Origin of the sequence: Enterococcus sp. BWB1-3 (genome assembly GCF_016745275.1) — a bacterium.
Taxonomy (GTDB): Bacteria; Bacillota; Bacilli; order Lactobacillales; family Enterococcaceae; genus Enterococcus_L.
Window position 1 is genome coordinate 42,217 of the sequence record NZ_JADOEP010000024.1, and the last position, 20,016, is coordinate 62,232.

A 20,016-nucleotide genomic window follows, 5' to 3' on the forward strand; every position below is an offset into this window, starting at 1 on the left:
TTTTTTTTGAGGGGAAAACCTTTGAAAAACCATAATTATTGACTAATTAGAAACTATTTTATAACAAGTGAATGATTCGAAAAAAAGTTTGTTCTTTTATTGAATTACTAAATGAATTATGGTCTCATAGAGATAAGAGCGGATGTGAAAATATCTGATTTTATCACAAATTGTAAGCGTTTACCATTCCGTTGAAAGGAGTTGTTTTGATGGAGAAAAGAATTGATCATATTTTGGGAGCGTTGGAGGAATGCTGTGTACTGATTAATGATGAACAAATTGACAGCTTGGAGGTAGGCTTTACTGCTTCGGATCTATCAGAGAAAACTGGCTACTCAAGAAATAATGTCAGCAGAGAGCTGAAACAGCTGGTTCTTGAAAATAGAGCCATTAGAATTGGCGGAAGACCGGTTCTTTTTCTAAGTCGTAAATTACCTGGATTAAAAAGCTACAGCAGTGAACAGCTAGCTGGAAATACATTTTCATCATTGCCTGAATTCATTGAATCGGTACGGAACGGCAAGGAATTGGAAAAGCTTGCTGATAATGAAAAAGAGAATGCGTTTTTAGATTTGATTGGCTCAGACAAAAGCATGCAAACACAGGTAAAACAAGCTATTGCCGGAATACTTTACCCGCCGTCTGGCTTGAATACTCTGCTGATTGGTGAGACGGGTGTAGGAAAAACAACCTTTGCTAATGCAATGTATCGTTTTGCGGTAGCAAATGAGAAATTTACAGAGGATGCGCCTTATATTTTATTCAATTGCGCAGACTATTCCGGTAATCCTCAGCTGCTGTTATCCCATCTGTTCGGTCATGTCAAAGGAGCTTTTACCGGAGCGGAGGAAGAAAAGCGGGGCCTTGTTTCTCAAGCAAACGGCGGTATTCTGTTTCTTGATGAAATTCATCGTTTGCCGCCTGAAGGACAGGAAATGCTGTTTTCATTAATGGATCGGGGAGAATACCGTAGACTGGGCGAGTCTGCCACACATCAGAAAGCCGATGTACTGATTATTGCAGCTACAACAGAAGATCCAGATGAAGCCATTTTAAAGACTTTTTTGCGGAGAATTCCCAACGTTATCAAAATTCCATCACTGAAAGAGCGCTCAATGGAAGAAAGACTGGAACTGATTTATCTGTATTTTAAAAGTGAAGCCAAAGCGATTAATCGGCAGATTACTGTCTCAACAGATGTGATAAATTTTTTATTGTTTTATGACTGTGTTAATAATCTTGGTCAGCTGATTAATGATATTAAGTTGACAACAGCAAGTGCTTTTTCTGAGAGTCTGGTAAGCGGAACAGAGTGTTTAAACATTGAAGTGGGGAATTTGCCAAAGCATCATTTTAATTTCTTTCTGATTCTGGAAGAACAGAGAAAGCATTATTTCGACTGGAATGGAAAAGAAGCATTTGATTTTTATCCTGATGATGCACCCAGCTCAATTGAAGAATTGGTTACTAATTTTCAACAGGAATCTGCATTTTATAAAGAATTGGAGAAAAATTCCAAGAAGTATTTTGAAAAAGGAATTGCTGCTGAAGAAATACGCAGGTATGTTGATACAGAAACGATGAAATACTTTGGCAATGCAGAAAATCGAAGAATTTACCAGGGAGAAAATGAACAGGAAAAACCAATTTATAAAATTATTCCGGAAGAGGAATACCATTTTCTGTTCAGGGTGATTGAAGAAACGCTGTCTCAGCAGAAGATATATTTGAATAATCAGGCGATGATCGGTTTGATGATGCATCTGAAAAATGTTATCAGCAAAATTCAGGGCGGGAGCTATAACAGTCACTCGCGCAGTGAAGTGAAGCAAAGTAAGGCACTGTCCTATCAAATTATGGCAGAAAAAATTATTCATCAGATCAGTCAGCATTATCATATTTCTGTGCCGGCATATGAAACAAGTATGATTGCGCTTTTTCTCAACTCACTTGATCTGAAAAATGAGGGAAAACGCGTAGGGATCTTGGTTATTGCTCATGGAAATTATGCAGCGAAAGACATGGCTGCTGTTGCAAATAAACTGCTGCAGGTCAAGCATTGTCATGCTATTTGTATGCCGCTGGAAGCAAGTGTCAGTGAGGTTTTAGAGCAAAGTATTGAGATGGTTCGTCAAATTGATGAAGGTAAAGGAGTTCTGCTGCTGGTCGATATGGGGTCGCTGACAACTTTTGGTGAAATAATCACAGAGGAAACAGGGAGTTTGACCAGAACACTGAGCTGTGTAAGTACTCCTTATGTCCTTGAAGCTACCCGCTTAGCTTTAAGTAATTCGTATGATATTGATGAAATTCTCAATGTTCTGCAGGATAATGGAAAAGAATACAGCTATGTTGCGTCAAGTCGACATGGACTGCCGGAGGTTGATACTCAAAAACCAAAAATAAAAGAGAAAATTTTTCATCTGATTGAAGAAACAACGACATTCATCAATGTTGATAAAGTCAGTAAACTGTTGGAGGATGCGTATCAAAAAATTCTTGAACAAGCTAAGATTCAACATACAGATTCGTTGTATATCAAATATATATTTCATACAGTAACAATGCTGGAACGGGCTATTCAAAAGAATACACTGAGGTATTATAATTTTGATGAAAAAATTAGTGAATTTGAATCTATCTATGAAGTTATTGAGAAAGAATTTCAGGTTATTGAGGCTTCTTTTGGTATTCAGATAGACAAGGATGAAATTGCCTATGTAGCAGAAATTTTCTATTTTTCAAATATCAATGATGATCAGGCGGGTAAAAAGAAAAATGAATTACTTCTGAAAAAATTTATTAACTGAATTTAAAAGAGCAAAAACAAGTGTGAAATTGCTTGTTTTTGCTCTTTTTTTGAGGTTTTTTTCTGCATAGAGTTTAAACGAGGGTTTACAAGCTTTGGGAAAGGTGGTAAACTCGTAATCGAGCTAGAAACGAGTTGTTTCGAGCGATGAAATTTGGAGGGAAGCATTATGAAAAGCACTGTAGAATCTGTTATGTATCGATTGATCCAGCCGGGTGTTATTGAAGAGGTCAGTACAGAATGGAACATTCCAAAGGGATGGGCTGCTGTAAAACCTAAACTCGCCAGTATATGTCATGCAGATCTGAGATATTTTTCTGGAAAACGTCGACCTGAAGCACTGGCAAAAAAATTACCGATGGCTTTGCTGCATGAAGGAATTGCAGTTGTTGAAGAATCGAATGCGCCAGAATTTTCAGCAGGTGACCGAGTCGTGATTGTACCTAACATTCCCGGTGCTGTTCTTCATCCGGAAATTGAACAAAAGTCAGAAGTGCCGGTTAACTATACAAAAGGGAATTCATTTTTGGGAAGCGGCTATGATGGTATTGCGCAAAGTATGCTGGTTCATCCGGCAGAATGTCTTGTGAAAATACCTGATGAAATTCCAGACGAAGTTGCGGTTCTCGCAGAGCTGTCAACTGTTTCCTTTCATGCTATTAGCCACATACGCTCAAAACTACTCGATAAAACAAAGAAAATTGCATTGTTTGGCGACGGTCCTGTAGGCTATTTCACCGCTTCTATGATAAGATATATGTATGAAGTTGAGAAAGAACGTTTTGTTGTTTTTGGTGCAGACGAGCAGAAACTCGCAGAATTTGACTTTGCGCAGACAGAAAACGTGACAACCTATGATTTTGAAAACAGCGAGATGTGTTTTGATATATTGCTGGAATGTACAGGCGGCGCCTTCAGTGAGAATGCACTAAATCAGGCGATTGATATTGCTGATTCCTGTGCGGATGTTATTCTGATGGGAGTGACCGAAGCCCGGGTTCCAATTAACACCAGAGACATTCTGGAAAAGGGGCTTACATTGCATGGCAGCAGCCGCTCATCTACAGCAGATTTTCAGGCAGTGATTGAAGGAATGAAGAATCTGTCCTATCAGGAGGCGCTAAAAAGGATTCTTCCTGTCAAAATGGATGATGTATCCAATGGAGCTGAGTTCAAAGAGGTGATGGATCGAGTTGCTGCAAATCATGGATGGAAAAAAACAGTTATCAACTTCAAATGGGAATAGACAGGAGTCGGTAATGTGTTAACAGATGAAAGAAGATACAAGATACTTGAATTAATCAAAGAGAAGCAGTTCGTTTCAGTCAATGATCTGGCAGATGCGTTTTCTGTTCACGAAACAACCATTCGAAGAGATTTGGATGATTTGGAGGAAAAGGGACTGGTTGCCCGTATTCATGGAGGTGTGATTCCGTCAGATGTAAAAAAAGATGAATCTCCTTTTGATGAGCGGCAGACAGAGAATATTGATGAAAAGGAACGAATTGGGCGTTATGCAGCAAGCTTAATCAAGGATTACGACAGTATCATTCTAGATTCAGGTACAACGACATTACAGATTGCCAGACATTTGACAAATCAGAAAAATTTAACTGTGATCACAAATGATATTAATATAGCGACAGTTTTAAGAAATAACCGGGAAGTAAAAACCATTGTAACGGGCGGCGTTGTTCACCATAACAGCTATATGCTGAATGGGATGTTGACAGATGCTGCACTTAAAAATTTATTTGTCAATAAGGCATTTATTGCGACCCCAGCATTTGATCTGACAACAGGGCTGAATCATTTTGATGAATATTTGATTCCGGCAAAGAAAGAGATGCTTGTATCCGCTCAAAATGTTATTGTTGTAGCGGATCATACAAAGCTGGGAAGAAAAGCGCTGCATGCATTTTGGCCGATTGAAGAAATGGATCTTTTGATTACAGATACAGAGGCTGATTCTGAAAGTATTGCGCTGCTTCAGTCGAAAGGCTTAAAGATTGAACAGGCTTAAACAGAATGATTTGCTGAATAAAGACTTCGAATGTAATATGAAAGGGTAAGTGGAAAGGCGTCTGAGCAAAGTGCTCAGACGTTTTTTATAGTTTTGCGAGTGTGCCGAAAATGTGTTCTTTTGGCGAAGTGTGCTGAAAAAGATATATTCAGTATGAACGAGCAGAAGTGAGTGCTTCTTTTTGGGTGTTTTTTGTGCTGGAAGTTTAAAAAGTGTGCTATTTCAGCTTTTTTCAAGGATAAAAGAGTTATTTTTTCTTGTAATACTTGTACTGAGGAAGAAAATATAGCAGGCGGAAATATAGCAGTATCAGGGCTTCTTTTTTCAAAAGCAGACTAATCACGAAAAGAAGCAAGAGTAATAAGCTGGCACAGAAAAGTTGGCATGCCTGTTGCTTATAAAGAAGGTGAAAGGAAGTGATGGGGCATGACAGGAATATTGATTGTAACGCACGGAAAAATGGCAGATGGCATCATGGACAGTCTGGAACTGATTATGGGAAAGCAGCAGAATTATCATACCTTAAGCTTGTGCCACGGAGATGATATTAATTTATTTGCTGATCAAATTCAGGAACAGATAAAAAAATTAGATAAAGGAAATGGTGTTCTGGTGATGGTTGATCTTTTCTCAGCCAGTCCATACAATCAAACGGCAATGAGCTTCAAAAAATTGGAGGGACATAATTATCGCCTAATTTCGGGAGTCAATCTTCCAATGGTCATTGAAGCATTTAACCAGCGGATGCTGGGGATAGTATTGGATAATATGTATAAAAATGTGATGCAGGCAGGTAAAGACGGTATCAAAGAGTTTTTTGAAGAACTGACGTCAGTACAGGCGAAAAAGTAGAGAGGAAGATAAGAATGGCAAAAATCGTGTTAGCAAGAATTGATGATCGGTTAATACATGGACAGGTAATGACAGCATGGCTGCAGTATACAGGAGGAAACCATATCGTTATTGTTGATGAACCGACTGCAGCAGACGAGTTTACTAAATCAATCATTTCTATGGCTGTACCTGGAGGTATTGATTTATCAATTGCAGGCATTGAAGATGGAGCAGAGCTGTTAAAAAATGCTCCGGCAAATGACAAAATTATCATTTTGACAAAAGGACCGGAAGCGTATCTTCAGCTGATTGAAAAAGGTGTTGCTTTGGAGAAGATCATTATCGGCGGAATGGGTGTAAATAAAAACAGAAGCAAGTTTTATAAAAATATTTCTGCCTCAGATAATGAAAGAGAAACATTCAGAAAGATTGTTGATCATGGCGTGGAAATGAGTATTCACATCATTCCAGACGAAAAAGCTGTATCAGTAAAAGGGATTTTATAATTAGCAAGGAGATAGGAGGAAAAGTGTTATGCAAATTAATATTGTACAGGCAATTTTGATTGGTCTTGTGTATTACTTGGGCGTTAACGGCACACCTTGGATTACATTGGTTGGAACGCACGGCTGGATGAGACCACTTGTAAATGGAACAATTGTCGGACTGATTCTGGGTGATCCGGTTCAGGGCTGTATTATTGGAGCAGCAATTAATTTACCGTATTTAGCATTTATTTCAGCCGGAGGAACCGTGGCAATGGACCCGGCATTAGCAGGTACACTGGGCACAGCACTGGCTATGGCTGCCAATGTTGAACCTTCAGTAGCTGTGACACTGGCAGTACCTCTTGGTTTATTGGGTACATTAGTCTGGGTGGCTCACATGACTGTCGATATTACCTTTGTCCATTTGGCAGATAAAGCGGCGGAAGAAGGAAACATTGACCGGATTAACATGCTTCATATTGTTCCGCCCCAATTATTCTTACTGGTAATCACAGTGATTCCGGTTGCGTTGGCTTCTTATTTAGGTGCAGATGCAGTTGCAGGTGTGGTGGATCAGCTGGGAGGAAAACCGTTGGAAGTTCTTTCTACAATCGGAGGAATTCTTCCCGCTTTGGGGATTGCGATGAACCTTCGTTCGATGAATGGAAAAGGTACATTGATTTTCTTCCTGCTGGGCTTCATGTTTTCAATTTATTCAGGACTGCCAACACTGCCGATTTCGGTATTTGCTGCAGTGATTGCCTATGTATTTACTGAACTTTATCTTAAGAAAAATGGGAACGGGAGGACTGTCTAATGGAGGAAAATGTAGTAGAACAATATACACCAGAGAAAAAACTGACCAAACGTGAAGTCGTTTCTGCGTTTTGGCGTTGGACTTTCTTTTCTCATGCAAATTACAACTATGAAAGACTACAGGCAACAGGAGTGGTTCATGCCTTATCTCCAGTATTGAAAAAGCTTTATGGCAAGGATTCTGATGAAATGAAATCTGCGCTTGAAAGACATATGCAGTTTTTTAATACTGAGCCGTCATTTGGCGGACCGATCTTGTCTATGACAATAGCGATGGAGGAACAAAAAGCGAATGGAGCAGAAATTGGCGATGCAACGATTAATGGGCTGAAAACTGGGCTGATGGGACCACTTGCCGGTATTGGAGATACGCTTTGGCAGGGAACATTGATTCCAATTCTGCTTTCATTTACATTAGCGTTTGGTGCAGAAGGAAATATCTTATTAGGACCTGTTGCGTTTTTCGTTCTCCATTTGGGCATCATGACAAGTATTGCCTATTTTCTATGGATGAAAGGATACGAAACAGGAAAAGAAGGGATTCAAAAAATGCTTTCCGGCTCATTGCTGCCATATGTGATGACCTTTGCTCAGACTTTAGGAGCAATTGTTATTGGTTCACTGGCTGCTTCTTTTGTAAAAGTTGGAACGGATACTTCTATCAAATTAAGTGGGGACAAGGTTCTGTCAATGCAGACGGATGTATTGGATACGTTGCTGTTGGGGCTGCTTCCTCTGGGGGCAACAATGCTGACCTATATTTTGCTTAAGAAAAAAATGAAGCCGACAACCGTTCTTCTGATTTTGATTGTCGGCGGAGGAATTCTGGCTGCTTTAGGAATATTGACGAACGTTTACTAATAAGAGATAGAGAAGGTAAAATGATGAAAGTATATCTGGCGTGCGACCACGGCGGCGTGGAATATAAAAATGCAGTTAAATCATATTTGAAGCAAGAAGGAGTAATTGTTGAGGATCTTGGTGTTGATCAGTATGAAAGTGTTGATTATCCGGATTATGCAGAAAAAGTCTGTTCTCGAGTTTTGGATAAAGAAGATGCTAAAGGAATTTTAATTTGCGGTACAGGTATCGGTATGAGTATTGCGGCAAATAAAATTAGGGGGATTCGGGCAGCTCTGGTCAGCGACTGTTTTTCAGCAAAAGCAACACGGGAGCATAACGATACAAATGTTCTTTGTCTGGGACAGCGTGTCATTGGTGAAGGACTTGCATTGATGATTGTTGATGTATGGCTTAATACAGAATTTGCGGGAGAAAGGCATCAGACAAGAATAGATAAAATAAATAGGCTTGAAAAAAATAAATAGTATTGGAGTGCAGAAAAGATTACTCAAGAATGAATCATTTTTTTCTGTACTCTTTTAGTGCTGAAATTAGGATGAGACTGAAAACAAAGGACTTTCTCCTATACTTTCCCAATGCTCGTTGCATGTCTGAAGGTTATACAAGATATACCAATGCTTTTCCAAATAAATACAAAGTGGGACCCATAAATACAAGGATTTTCTGTAGTAAACATCCATTTAACAGAATGGTATGCAGATGACAATCATTGAATGTTTAAACGGAGACTGCTGAATATCCTCCATATTTCTTGGTTTAGAATTATAACTTATTTTTAATGTGGTCAATATACAGAGGCTATTTTTATCCGCAAATTTTAAGACGAGAAGCCAGAAGAACGATCTGCTTTCTTTAGACTTTTCTTCTTTTGGGCTTATTTTTTTGGTAAATTCAAAACTACAAAATGTTGACAATCCAAAGGAGTTCGCTATAATGAAAAAATAGGGAATGAGGTTCTCCCTTGGTTTCGACCTAAACCGCTTATTTAAGCTGATGACTTCTGCTTTGCAGAAGCCACCAGTCTATCTTTTTTCTATTTGAAGTTCGAATAGTAGATACTCCGTTGATGACTGCAAAGCAGTGCTCAACGGTTTTTTTGTGGAGACTTTAAGAATGAATGGAAAATGGAGGAAGAAGAAATGTTAGCAAGTTTGGCGTATATGTTTTTGATTGGTATGATGTTAGGGGCAGTTTTTCAGCGACTGAGATTGCCGAGTTTAATTGGAATGCTACTGACAGGTATCATTTTAGGTCCTTACGTGTTAAATCTGTTAGATGAGTCAATTTTGTCGATTTCAGCAGATTTAAGAGAAGTAGCTTTAATTACAATTTTAATGCGAGCTGGGCTGTCGTTAGATATTTCAGATTTAAAAATGATTGGTCGTCCAGCAGTATTAATGAGTTTTTTTCCCGCAATTTTCGAAATGAGTGGGACAGTGTTAGTTGCCAGAATGCTTTTTAATCTGCCTTTATTAGATGCAGGTATTTTAGCAGCAGTTGTGGCCTCAGCATCGCCGGCTGTGATTGTTCCGCGAATGATAAAACTAATTGAAACAGGCTATGGTACGGATAAAAAGATTCCACAGTTGTTGTTAGCTAGTGATTCAGTCGATGATATGTTTAACATCGTTGTCTTTACATCGTTACTTGGCTTAACCAATGGTGAGGTAGTTTCTGCTTTTAAAGTTTCAGAGATTCCGATTTCAATTGCAACTGGCGTGTTGGTTGGGATTATCGTCGGCTGGTGCTTAGTGTTGGGGTTTAAAAACTTTCATTTACGTGATTCAATAAAAGTTATTATTTTATTAAGTGTGGCATTTTTATTAGTCACTGTTGAAGAGGTGTTAGTGATTCCATTTTCCGGCTTATTAACAGTTATGGTGATTGGTATTGTGCTATTAGCGAAATTACCTAATGTGGCAAACCGAATTTCGATAAAATTTTCCAAAGTTTGGGTGGCAGCTGAAGTCTTATTATTTGTTCTCGTTGGGGCAAGTGTAAACATTACTTATGTCTCAGCAGAAAGTGCAAAAACACTTCTTCTGTTGGTACTGGTCTTATTATTCCGAGCTGTAGGGATTTTATTAAGTTTAATCGGCACTGGACTTAATTGGAAAGAGCGTTTGTTCTGTATTTTTGCAGGTATTCCAAAGGCGACTGTTCAGGCAGCAATTGGTGGTATTCCTTTAGCCATGGGCTTGCCAAATGGGGGCATTATTTTAGCGATAGCAGTAATCTCAATCTTATTCTGTGCACCAGTCGGAGCGTTGATTCTTGATTCTACGTATAAAAAATTATTGAATCATACAGAGTAAACTAGATAAATCATTATCGTTTATACGCAAACCAGTGTTATATCCGCACGTCAATTCACTATATTGCTGTTAAACAAGAGCAGTCTGGTAAAAGAAAGCTCTCTTATCAAGAAAGGATAGGATTTATCTTTGAGTTAGTGAAAAAAGAAAGGATCGGATGGTCAAGAATTTCTGCAGTGTCAAAGGTATATCGGGAAGTAGCAGGTGTATGATAAGGATAGTTATAGCTGATTTTGTCAGTTCCACTTATATAAAAAGTTGTAGTGGAATGATAGGTGTGGCGACAATAAATTGAATTTGCAAAAATTCACTCATTACTAAGAGCTAGCTAATACTAAGACCACCTCTGTGAGGAATTGTCATTCATTTAATCGTCACACTAAATAGACTGACAATTCAAGGCAACGTAATAAGAGACTATAAACTTAGCTACCCGAATTCTTGACCATGACGATTCTCACAGCTGCGTTTTATAGAAGAATATTCTCTGAAAATAATGCGAGTGTTTTGACAAAATTAAAATTTTGGATAGAGGTATTTGAGTTTATCTCTGGTTGTCTCAGTTATAAATTGTCAATCGGCTTCTTTTTTATGTGATTTCTAGAAACTTACCAAGCACTGAGAAGTTGATTCAACTGACTTTAAATTTTTATATTTTCCTAAAAGGGTATTGAACTGATCTTAAATGTAATTTTTAACATCTGTGATTGCAGTTCTTATTTTTAAATGAAGCTTAAATCAAATAATTGTTTTTTTGAACATAGGCATAATTTCTATTTTAAGAAAAAAATCAATGATTTTTTTTTAAAGGAATCTGAATTTTTACCATCTTTCAAATCAATATAATTCTGAAGAAATCTTAAGTATTTCCATCTTTAGTTGCCGACAGTATTTTGCTACACTGAAGATGGGAAAGGTGTGGAAAGAATGACAACGATTTTATTGGTTGAAGATGAGAAGGAAATTGCTGACTTGGTCAGCTACTATTTAAAAAATGAAAATTACACAGTCATCAGCTGTGCCTCAGGTACACAAGCCTTGGAAGAGCTGGATAAACAGAACATTCATTTGGCGATTTTGGATGTCATGCTTCCTGATCTGGATGGGTTTGAAATCTGTCGGAAAATAAGAGAAACACAGACTTATCCGATTATCATGCTGACAGCAAAGGGAGAAGAAATAGATAAAATTACGGGGCTGACAATCGGTGCGGATGATTATATGACGAAGCCATTCAAGCCGCTGGAGCTGATTGCCCGTGTGAAAGCACAGTTGCGGAGGGTGACGACCTATAATGGCGGCACAGACTCTGTAATGAGTATTCGTGGGTTGTTTATTGATTTGGATAGACGGAAAGTCCTTTTAGATGATGAAGAAATCTATTTGACGCCGCTGGAATTTTCCATTTTAAAGCTGCTTTGTGAAAATAAAGGGCAGGCAGTCAGCTCGGAGGGAATATTTCAAACAATTTGGGGTGAAAAGTATTATACTAGCTCAAACAATACGATTATGGTGCATATTCGCCATCTCAGAGAAAAGATGAAGGATTCTGTAGAGAAACCGAAATATATAAAAACAGTCTGGGGAGTGGGGTATAAAATTGAGTAAAATAGAAAACCGTAAATTACTGTTTAGAATCAGTCTGATCAGTTTGGCTATTCTGATGCTGTTTTTTCTCTTTATTCAAAGCAGCTTCAGCCAGATATTTAGAACTCTTTTTTATGAATATCTTGTCTACAATCGCAGTTATCAGCAGGACGGTATGATCTATAATGAGACGATGGTAAACCTGAGTGCACTTAAGCTGCTTTTAACAGCGGCATTTATTTTCCTTGTCATTCTTGTTGCCGTACTCAGCTATTTAATTTCCAGACGGGCAGTGACTATGGAAGTAAAAAAACTGTCAGAAAAGATTCCTAAGTTTTTAAAAACAGAGAATGTATCTACAACCGGTGATCTGTCATTGGACAATGAATTGTTGAAAATTAAGGCAGAGAACATGAAAAATGAAGAACTGCTGAAACGTGAAACACAGCGAACGAAGGATATGATTACCTATTTGGCTCATGATTTAAAGACACCGTTGGCTTCAGTCATTGGGTATTTGAATTTACTGATTGATTCTCCTGAATTAACAACTGCTCAACGAGCAAAGTATCAGCAGATTACTTTGGATAAAGCCGGTCGCCTGGAAGAGCTTATAAACGAATTTTTTGATATTACAAGGTTCAGTCTACAGGAAATCCATCTGTATAAAACGAGGATGGATTTGGTACTGCTCAGTCAGCAGATGATCGAAGAGTTTTATCCCTTGTTGAGCGACAAGAATCAGGAAATCAGCTTTGAAGGATCTGAAAGCCTATCAATAGAAGCTGATAGTGAACAGTTGGCACGTGTATTTAATAATTTGTTGAAGAATGCATTGACCTATGGAAATCCGGATTCAGTGATTCAAATGGAATTGCGTGAAGCGGAATTTACAATTAAGCTGCTAATCAAAAATGAAGGACCGACAATTCCAAAACGACAGCTGGAAATGATTTTTGATAAATTTTACCGGCTGGATCATGCCCGCTCTGCAAAAACAGGCGGCGCCGGGCTGGGGCTGGCAATTGCGAAAGAAATTGTAACAGCGCATGGCGGGAAAATATCAGCTGGCAGTGAGAACAGCATTACAACGTTTGAAGTCATTTTACCCAAGTCTTAAGAAAGCTTAAGATGAACCTAAGTATAAATTAAAATCTGCTCTCTCTTTTATTGGTTTAATGGAACCATAAAGGAGAGAGTTTTTTATGTACAAAAAAAGAAGTAGAAAGCTGGGTTTCTGGATTTTTCTTTTAAGCGTTATCGGGTTATTAGTGAAAGCCGATGTTCTTACTATAAATCATTTACCATTTCTTCAGTCTCATATAAAAGAAGTCTATTCACAAAACAAAGAAGGAATCGAAGGAATTACTGCGAAGCAGATTCTTTTAAAAGAACGCGGGGGAGCAGTTTTATATGATAGAAGCAGTCAACAGAAAACCTCGATTGCTTCATTGACTAAAATTATGACAGCTGTATGTCTGATAGAGGCTTTTCCAGATACACACCAGCAAGTAATTATTCCATCAGATATTTTCCCGTATATTTGGGAGGAGGAATTGGCAACAGCCGGATTCCAGCAGAATGAAGTTGTTTCTCTGGAGGCTGTTCTCTATGGAATTATGCTGCCTTCCGGGGCTGAAGCCGCCCTTGCCGGAGCAATCTATGCTGCAGGAACAGAGCAGGCTTTTGTTGAATGGATGAATCAAAAGGCGAAAGAGTTGGGAATGAACCAGACACAGTTTTCAAATGTAACCGGTGTGGACAGCACAAGTCATTTTTCAACAGCTTCGGACTTGGTGAAGCTGGTTGAGTATGCACTTGAAAATCCAACATTTTATCGATTGTTTACCACCTTGACGTATCGTACGCTATCAACGGCTTTACAACCGGAAGGACTTCAATTGAATAGTACCTTATTGATGACTGGAGAAGCATTAGGTTGGGAGCAGGGGGAGATTATTGGCGGAAAGACAGGCTATACACTTGATGCTGGACAATGTCTGGCCAGTCTTGCAGTTGTGAACGGAAAAGAATACATTATGATTTTACTTGGTGCAGAAGGAAGTCCAGGCAGCGATCAGTTAAATATTCGTGAAAGCCGATTTATCTATCAGAAGTTTACTAGGGCGTGTCTGAAAAGTTAGTGGCATTCGAATTTTTCAGTGATTTTTGTTGAAATCAAGGAAGAAAACACAGCTTATGTGGATCATAAGCGAGTATTTATGACGATGAGTTCGATAAAAATCATCAAACTATTCGCCGCTTGAATTTTCAGACATGTCCTAATTAAAGAGGACAACTCAAAAGAATCTATGAAAAACTGACCTGATTAAATAATCAGAGCACGTGACAAAGAGCTGCCATCGTTGAGCACTTCAGCAATAAAAGTGCAGCAAAGAAATAGGCTGGAACAACTATTGAAGCTCAATACTGCTCATTGTAACGTGTTCGCTTCGCCGCCTAAGATAACATAAAAAGGAGGAGAACAATAACAGGTTATAACCCTTTTCATATCAAGGATTTGGAGGGAGAGATGAATATATTTTGAGTTGCTTTAAAGAACAGGGAGGAAGAACAATGAAAACAATTGCAGTATTATTTGGAGGGAAATCATCAGAATACGAGGTATCGCTGCAATCTGCAACAGCAGTTTTAGATGCATTGGATCAGGAAAGATATGAAGTCATTAAAATCGGCATAACAAAAAGCGGAGAGTGGTATCAGTATATCGGCGATAATGAATCAATTTCGGCGGATTGCTGGCTGGAAGAAAATTGCCGACAGCTGACTCCGGCAATTGGCGAAAGCTGGAAAGGATTTACTTTACTGGAAAATCAGGAACCGCTGCCTGTGGATGTTCTTTTTCCTGTGATGCATGGTGAATTTGTGGAGGATGGACGAATTCAGGGAGTCTTTGAATGGATGGAGGTTCCTTATGTTGGCTGCGGAGTTGCTTCCTCTGCTGTATGTATGAATAAAAAGCTGACACATCGCTTTGCCAACAGTATTGGAATAAAAACAGCGCCATCAATACAATGTTCGCTTGCAGAACTGGATATGAATGCTATAAAGAAATTCATTCGTAAAGAAGGCTTTCCCCTGTTTATCAAGCCATTGAGAGGCGGTTCATCGAAAGGGATCAGTAAGCTGAATGAACTGGAAGAGCTTTCCAAAGCGATTGCTTCAGTAAAAGAAATTGATACTCATTTTATTTTGGAAAAGGGAGTGAATGGCTTTGAGGTTGGCTGTGGAATCCTTGGGAATGAACAGCTGGTTATTGGTGAAGTTGATGAGATTGAACTGGCAAGCGGCTTCTTCGATTATACAGAAAAGTATCAGTTGATTTCGTCGACGATTCACATGCCTGCTCGTATCAACGAAACGTTAAAAGGTGAAATTAAATTTCAGGCAGAAAGATTATATCGACTATTGGGGTGTCGAGGCTTGGCACGTATTGATTTTTTTCTTACACACAACGGTGAAATTTTGTTAAATGAAATCAATACATTACCGGGATTTACGGAACATTCACGTTATCCAAGTATGCTGATGAATATGGGGCTGTCCTATAGAGAAATTGTTGAACGCCTGATTCAACTGGCTGAGGAGGGAGGAAAATGAGAAATAAACTAACTATCGATTTTCCGATTTTGGTAAATAGTGAGAACCAACTGCAGCCGGATTTCATTCCTGCTGACCTGGTGCAGGCTCCTCTTTCTCAAGGAAATAAATGGATGGAGACAACTGCAGCCGCGCAGCTGGAAAAGCTCATCCGCTTTATTGGCGGCGAAAAAGATATCATAGTAACTAGTGCATACCGAAGCTTTGCGGAACAGGAAAAACTGTATAACTATTCCCTGCGTGTTCGTGGAAAGGCGTATACTGAGCTGTATGTAGCCAGACCCGGATGCAGTGAGCATCAGACAGGATTAGCAGTAGATTTGGGCTTGTCTGATAGTCAAAATGATGAGATATGTCCGACGTTTAACGGCAAAGAAATCAGTACTCGATTTTTAGAAAGAATGTCCGAGTTTGGCTTCATCCTTCGGTATCCGGAAGGCAAAAGCCGGATAACAGGTATTGCTTATGAGCCTTGGCATTTTAGATACGTCGGATGTTCTTATAGCCGGTTTATCGCGCAACATGACTGGACTTTGGAGGAGTATTATAACTTTTTTAAGCAGTGGAGAGAAAAAGATGACTAAGAAAAATACAAAGACAATAAATATGTCCAGCCGATCTTCCGGAATTGACCAGTTTCGATTGATTGCAGCAGTTATGGTTGTTGTTATCCATACATTTCCATTCGGCTCTTTTGCGCCTTATTTAGATGATGTTATTACACTGACGTTGTTCCGAATTGCTGTGCCTTTTTTCTTTATGATCACCGGCTATTATGTATTGGGTCCCTATGCTGAAACACCCGATTATGCTAAAGCCTGGAAAATTAAAAAGACATTGCGTCAGCTCCTGAAGCTTTATTTATTCGCCTGTCTGCTCTATCTGCCGCTGTCGTTTTATAATGGGACCTTACGTCTGTCAATCTCTGTTTCTGATATGGCAAAGCTGCTGCTGTTTGACAGTCCATTTTATCATTTATGGTATTTTCCGGCAGTTATCGTCGGCATGCTGATTTGTCGCCTACTGTTAAAGCACCTTCCTTACTCAAAAGTACTGATCCTTGTATTCAGCCTTTATCTAATTGGACTTGGCGGGGACAGTTACTATTTTCTGATACAGAATACGGCGCTTTTAAAAAAATTCTACGATTTTCTCTTTCAGCTTTTTGATTATACCCGAAATGGTCTGTTTTTTTCTCCGTTGTTTCTGGTATTGGGGGCAGGTATTTATCTGAAGAAAGGGGAAAAGCGTACATTCTCCAGTTTGAAAATGATTATTGGGCTGTTGCTATTGTTCATTGAGGGACTGCTGCTGCATAGGGGAACCGAGCTGAAGCATGACAGTATGTACTTGTTTCTGCCTCTGACGATGTATTTTCTTTTTCAGTATTTGCTGTGGTGGAAGCCGAGACATTCATTTGTCCATGCTTTGGACTATTCATTATGGCTGTATATTCTGCATCCAATTAGTATTATTATTCTTTATTTTGCGGGGAAAATTATCCCAATGTTTCAGAACAGTCTGATTCAGTTTCTATTAATTCTGCTTCTGACGATGGGACTTTGTACGTTTACGCTTTCCATATTGACTCGTTTAAGACAACAAAAACCGGGAAAAATTCATCGTGCCGGCAAAGTGATAAACCTGACCGCGCTGGGCAGAAATTTGCGATCTGTCGAACAACGACTCGACAAAGGTACAAAAATAATGGCTGTTTTGAAGGCAGATGCGTATGGTCATGGAGCTGTATCCTGCGGTCTCTATTTGGAAAAACAGGAGGTAAATTTCTTTGCTGTTGCAACTTTGGGAGAAGGCATTGAGCTGCGGAAAAATGGAATTCAAGGTGATATCTTAATTTTGGGCTACACAGACCCTGTGCTGCTTCGACAAGTTGCCTATTATGATTTGATTCAGTCTGTTTTTGATTTGGAGTATGCACACCAGTTAAATCAAACAGAGATAAAGGTTCGTTGTCATTTGGAAGTAAACACAGGAATGAATCGTCTGGGCTTCACCCCAAACCTTGAAGACCTGTTGTCTGTGTATAGAATGGAAAATCTGCAATGGGAAGGTATTTTTTCCCATCTTGGTTCTTCAGATACACTGGATGAAAAAGCAGAAAAACGAACAGCTGCACAAATTCAGCGATATGATCAGCTGCTTGAAGAGTTAAAGCAATGCGGGATTGATTATGGTGTGACACATCTTCAGAGCAGTTATGGTGTAATGAACTATCCAGAGCTATCCTACGATTATGTACGGGTGGGAATCCTTTTATATGGTGTGCTCAGCCAGCAGGATCAGGAGATGAGAAACAAAATTAAATTAGAACCTGTATTGTCTGTCCATGCTGTGCTGATATCTGCCAAATGGGTTTCAGCTGGAGAATATCTGGGCTATGGAACAGAGACAGCTGCTGTAAAAGAAATGAGGGTTGGTGTAGTCTCTATTGGTTATGCAGATGGTATTTCCAGAGAACTTTCCAACTCAGGTTTTTCATTGAGCTATCTTGATTATGAAATCCCGCAAGTTGGTCGGATCTGCATGGATATGCTCCTGGCAGATATTACAGATGTACCGGAGATTAAATTAGGAACACAAATAACTGTACTTGAAAATAGTGAAGCTGCAGCAGGACAGGCACAAACTATTACAAATGAAGTACTGAGCAGAATGGGCTGTCGGCTGGAAAGCATGAATAGATAAAGGGTATTAAAAAGAAAATTCAAATTTTTTCTGGAATTTCCCTAATATCTAAAATATTTTTTTGTATTCGATGGAAAAAACAAATTATTCAATTCGCTATTTTTTCTTTTTATATAGAATTAAGAGGTTAGGGATAAATAAATATTAAATTGTTTGAAGGAAAATTTCTTTAAAAGTCTTCTTTTGGTCAGGTAAAGGTCAGTTTCATGCGATTCCTTTAAAATAGGTACTTCATAGTTTGAACAATCCTGACTTTTTGGTAGAATAGAAGAGTGAGAGAAGTGGGCGAAGCTTCGTTCACTACTGAAAAGTAGGAGGTAGGATTCATGTATCGTTTAGAAGAAGAAGAAAAAGATACGACACCAAAAAATGATCAAAGTATGATCATGAAAAAATTATGGGAAGAACGCACCATTTTAATTTACGGAGAGGTCACTCAGGATTTAGCACGTGAAGTTTCTTCACAGCTGCTTCTATTGGCAGCAATGGGCGATGAGCCGATTAAGATTTTTGTAAATAGTCCAGGTGGGCACGTTGAATCGGGAGATACCATTCATGATATGATTCAATTTGTCAAACCAGATGTATATGTGATTGGAACAGGATGGGTTGCGAGTGCCGGGGTCACAATTTTTCTGGCAGCTGATGCCAAGAACAGATTCTGTCTGCCGAATACACGTTTCATGATTCATCAGCCAGCCGGCGGTGTTCAGGGACAGGGGACTGAAATACAGATTGAAGCCAAAGAAATCGTTCGTATGAGAGAACGAGTTAATCGGATGATCGCAGAAGCAACAGGTCAAACGTATGAACAGGTAGCGAAAGATACAGACCGCAACTTCTGGATGTCCGCAGAAGAAGCCAAGGAATATGGCATGATTTCAAAAATAATCAAAACAAGTGATGAAGTGCTTTAAGAAATAGTAGTAATTGAAATAGAATCAGTCTCTCAATTGAGGGGCTGATTTTTCTTAGCTTGGACAATAGGAAAAACTCTGCAAAACGCCTCAGCTAATAATCTTGCGGCTCACCTTCTCACTTGAAAAGCCTTGTTTATACCGAAAGCTCTAATCCGGGCTTGTCAGTACGGAAGGAAAACGGTAAAATAAGTTGATAATAAAAGAAAGTAGGAAAATAAGTTGAAACCAAATATTGGCTATTATATTCAGGTAATTAATGATATTGTACAAGAAACAGAAAAAGTGGGAGAAGAAATGAACGGGCACTACGAAGAGCTTCGTCAGGCCATTGATGACAAGAAAGAAGCAGATATTTCTAAAGAAAAGCTTGCTGAAGTTCAGGGGATTTTTAACGAAGGTACGGAAAAGTACGAAGTATTCTTAAAGCAAATATTGGGACTTCGTCCACCGGTAAAAGTAATCGGCATTCATAAAAAACTGGAGCGCTGCTACACAGAGTATGTAGCAGGCTGTAAAGAGATGGTTCTTTCATTAGATCCTGAAAAGGGATTGGACACAGCATTGTTTAATGCTTCAGAAGAGAAGCAGGATAAAGCAACAGATGATATTTCTTTTTGTATTACCAAAATGAGTAATCTATTGTTAAAAAAATAAAGATAATTTTAGTAAAATTGAATCAGGTTGAAGTGTTATTACTGGACATTTATTTTAAAATATTGTATTATTTAACCATACCAACAACAACCTTTTTATTTTTCATTTTACTCTTATTGAGTAATACTCCTTTTCCATCGGCTCACCAAAGCCGATGGTTTTTTTCTATATTTTATCATTTTGATTTATTTGGGCTCATTGTCAACTAGTGTTGGTGAAAGAAATACAAGAGAATAAAGCCAAGCAGTTAAGGGGCCCTACCTAGCTGCTTGTTTTTCATGCATGGATTCTGTTAATGAGGGTTCTTTTTAACTTCTTTGAAATACGTTCCTCTATAAAGGAAAATCCTTTCTCTAAAATTATTGAAATTACGAAAGCC

Annotated in this window: 17 protein-coding genes and 1 riboswitch; all 17 genes read left to right on the plus strand. The window is 38.8% G+C overall.

Annotated features, from left to right (window positions below):
- The first annotated feature begins 209 nt into the window (after positions 1–209).
- The 17 genes from IW492_RS14385 to IW492_RS14465 all read left to right on the plus strand — a co-directional run bounded on the left by IW492_RS14385 (position 210) and on the right by IW492_RS14465 (position 19,637).
- On the plus strand, positions 210–2,810 hold the full coding sequence (locus IW492_RS14385; RefSeq protein WP_202068434.1) for a sigma-54-dependent transcriptional regulator: 2,601 nt from the start codon (positions 210–212) through the stop codon (positions 2,808–2,810).
- A gap of 168 nt (positions 2,811–2,978) precedes the next feature.
- Positions 2,979–4,055 carry an alcohol dehydrogenase catalytic domain-containing protein gene (locus IW492_RS14390; RefSeq protein WP_202068436.1) on the plus strand — a complete coding sequence of 359 codons (1,077 nt, stop codon included), beginning with the start codon at positions 2,979–2,981 and terminating at the stop codon, positions 4,053–4,055.
- A 15-nt stretch (positions 4,056–4,070) separates the two neighbouring features.
- Positions 4,071–4,832 (plus strand): DeoR/GlpR family DNA-binding transcription regulator, encoded by a 762-nt coding sequence (locus IW492_RS14395; protein WP_202068438.1) that lies wholly within the window; start codon positions 4,071–4,073, stop codon positions 4,830–4,832.
- 426 nt (positions 4,833–5,258) lie between these two features.
- Complete coding sequence (locus IW492_RS14400; RefSeq protein WP_202068440.1) at positions 5,259–5,684, plus strand: PTS sugar transporter subunit IIA; 426 nt, start codon at positions 5,259–5,261, stop codon at positions 5,682–5,684.
- A 14-nt stretch (positions 5,685–5,698) separates the two neighbouring features.
- Complete coding sequence (locus IW492_RS14405) at positions 5,699–6,172, plus strand: PTS sugar transporter subunit IIB (protein ID WP_202068442.1); 474 nt, start codon at positions 5,699–5,701, stop codon at positions 6,170–6,172.
- Positions 6,173–6,200: 28 nt separating this feature from the next.
- The gene (locus IW492_RS14410) at positions 6,201–6,971 is read left to right on the plus strand and encodes a PTS mannose/fructose/sorbose/N-acetylgalactosamine transporter subunit IIC (protein WP_202068444.1); all 771 of its coding nucleotides are present in this window, start codon (positions 6,201–6,203) and stop codon (positions 6,969–6,971) included.
- Positions 6,971–7,831: a PTS system mannose/fructose/sorbose family transporter subunit IID gene (locus tag IW492_RS14415; protein WP_202068445.1), complete on the plus strand. Its 861-nt coding sequence runs from the start codon at positions 6,971–6,973 to the stop codon at positions 7,829–7,831. Before IW492_RS14410 ends, IW492_RS14415 begins: the two co-directional genes overlap by 1 nt.
- 20 nt (positions 7,832–7,851) lie before the next feature.
- Positions 7,852–8,298, plus strand: coding sequence for a ribose 5-phosphate isomerase B (rpiB, locus tag IW492_RS14420; RefSeq protein WP_330928176.1), 447 nt, complete (start codon positions 7,852–7,854; stop codon positions 8,296–8,298).
- Between the two features lie 471 nt (positions 8,299–8,769).
- A riboswitch (Fluoride riboswitch) is annotated at positions 8,770–8,844 on the plus strand.
- 129 nt (positions 8,845–8,973) lie between these two features.
- Entirely contained in the window at positions 8,974–10,149 is a 1,176-nt protein-coding gene (locus tag IW492_RS14425; protein WP_202068447.1) for a cation:proton antiporter domain-containing protein, read from the plus strand.
- Between the two features lie 927 nt (positions 10,150–11,076).
- Positions 11,077–11,757, plus strand: a complete 681-nt coding sequence (gene vanR / locus IW492_RS14430; protein ID WP_202068448.1) for a VanR-ABDEGLN family response regulator transcription factor — start codon at positions 11,077–11,079, stop codon at positions 11,755–11,757.
- Positions 11,750–12,856, plus strand: a complete 1,107-nt coding sequence (locus IW492_RS14435) for a sensor histidine kinase (RefSeq protein WP_236671934.1) — start codon at positions 11,750–11,752, stop codon at positions 12,854–12,856. Before vanR ends, IW492_RS14435 begins: the two co-directional genes overlap by 8 nt.
- Positions 12,857–12,941: 85 nt before the next feature.
- Positions 12,942–13,880: a D-alanyl-D-alanine carboxypeptidase family protein gene (locus IW492_RS14440; protein ID WP_202068449.1), complete on the plus strand. Its 939-nt coding sequence runs from the start codon at positions 12,942–12,944 to the stop codon at positions 13,878–13,880.
- Between the two features lie 433 nt (positions 13,881–14,313).
- Entirely contained in the window at positions 14,314–15,357 is a 1,044-nt protein-coding gene (locus tag IW492_RS14445) for a D-alanine--D-alanine ligase family protein (RefSeq protein WP_202068451.1), read from the plus strand.
- Entirely contained in the window at positions 15,354–15,941 is a 588-nt protein-coding gene (locus IW492_RS14450; protein WP_202068453.1) for a D-alanyl-D-alanine carboxypeptidase family protein, read from the plus strand. The genes IW492_RS14445 and IW492_RS14450 overlap by 4 nt, the downstream gene beginning before the upstream one ends.
- On the plus strand, positions 15,934–18,063 hold the full coding sequence (alr, locus tag IW492_RS14455; RefSeq protein WP_202068454.1) for an alanine racemase: 2,130 nt from the start codon (positions 15,934–15,936) through the stop codon (positions 18,061–18,063). The genes IW492_RS14450 and alr overlap by 8 nt, the downstream gene beginning before the upstream one ends.
- Before the next feature lie 326 nt (positions 18,064–18,389).
- Positions 18,390–18,980: an ATP-dependent Clp protease proteolytic subunit gene (locus IW492_RS14460; protein WP_202068456.1), complete on the plus strand. Its 591-nt coding sequence runs from the start codon at positions 18,390–18,392 to the stop codon at positions 18,978–18,980.
- 222 nt (positions 18,981–19,202) lie between these two features.
- Positions 19,203–19,637: a hypothetical protein gene (locus IW492_RS14465; protein ID WP_202068457.1), complete on the plus strand. Its 435-nt coding sequence runs from the start codon at positions 19,203–19,205 to the stop codon at positions 19,635–19,637.
- Positions 19,638–20,016 lie beyond the last annotated feature (379 nt).

Excerpts from the sequence above, each read along its gene's own strand:
- IW492_RS14385 (WP_202068434.1), top strand. The coding sequence starts at position 210 with ATGGAGAAAAGAATTGATCATATTTTGGGAGCGTTGGAGGAATGCTGT.
- IW492_RS14390 (WP_202068436.1), top strand. The coding sequence starts at position 2,979 with ATGAAAAGCACTGTAGAATCTGTTATGTATCGATTGATCCAGCCGGGT.
- IW492_RS14400 (WP_202068440.1), top strand. The coding sequence starts at position 5,259 with ATGACAGGAATATTGATTGTAACGCACGGAAAAATGGCAGATGGCATC.
- IW492_RS14405 (WP_202068442.1), top strand. The coding sequence starts at position 5,699 with ATGGCAAAAATCGTGTTAGCAAGAATTGATGATCGGTTAATACATGGA.
- IW492_RS14410 (WP_202068444.1), top strand. The coding sequence starts at position 6,201 with ATGCAAATTAATATTGTACAGGCAATTTTGATTGGTCTTGTGTATTAC.
- IW492_RS14415 (WP_202068445.1), top strand. The coding sequence starts at position 6,971 with ATGGAGGAAAATGTAGTAGAACAATATACACCAGAGAAAAAACTGACC.
- rpiB (WP_330928176.1), top strand. The coding sequence starts at position 7,852 with ATGATGAAAGTATATCTGGCGTGCGACCACGGCGGCGTGGAATATAAA.
- IW492_RS14425 (WP_202068447.1), top strand. The coding sequence starts at position 8,974 with ATGTTAGCAAGTTTGGCGTATATGTTTTTGATTGGTATGATGTTAGGG.
- vanR (WP_202068448.1), top strand. The coding sequence starts at position 11,077 with ATGACAACGATTTTATTGGTTGAAGATGAGAAGGAAATTGCTGACTTG.
- IW492_RS14440 (WP_202068449.1), top strand. The coding sequence starts at position 12,942 with ATGTACAAAAAAAGAAGTAGAAAGCTGGGTTTCTGGATTTTTCTTTTA.
- IW492_RS14445 (WP_202068451.1), top strand. The coding sequence starts at position 14,314 with ATGAAAACAATTGCAGTATTATTTGGAGGGAAATCATCAGAATACGAG.
- IW492_RS14450 (WP_202068453.1), top strand. The coding sequence starts at position 15,354 with ATGAGAAATAAACTAACTATCGATTTTCCGATTTTGGTAAATAGTGAG.
- alr (WP_202068454.1), top strand. The coding sequence starts at position 15,934 with ATGACTAAGAAAAATACAAAGACAATAAATATGTCCAGCCGATCTTCC.
- IW492_RS14460 (WP_202068456.1), top strand. The coding sequence starts at position 18,390 with ATGTATCGTTTAGAAGAAGAAGAAAAAGATACGACACCAAAAAATGAT.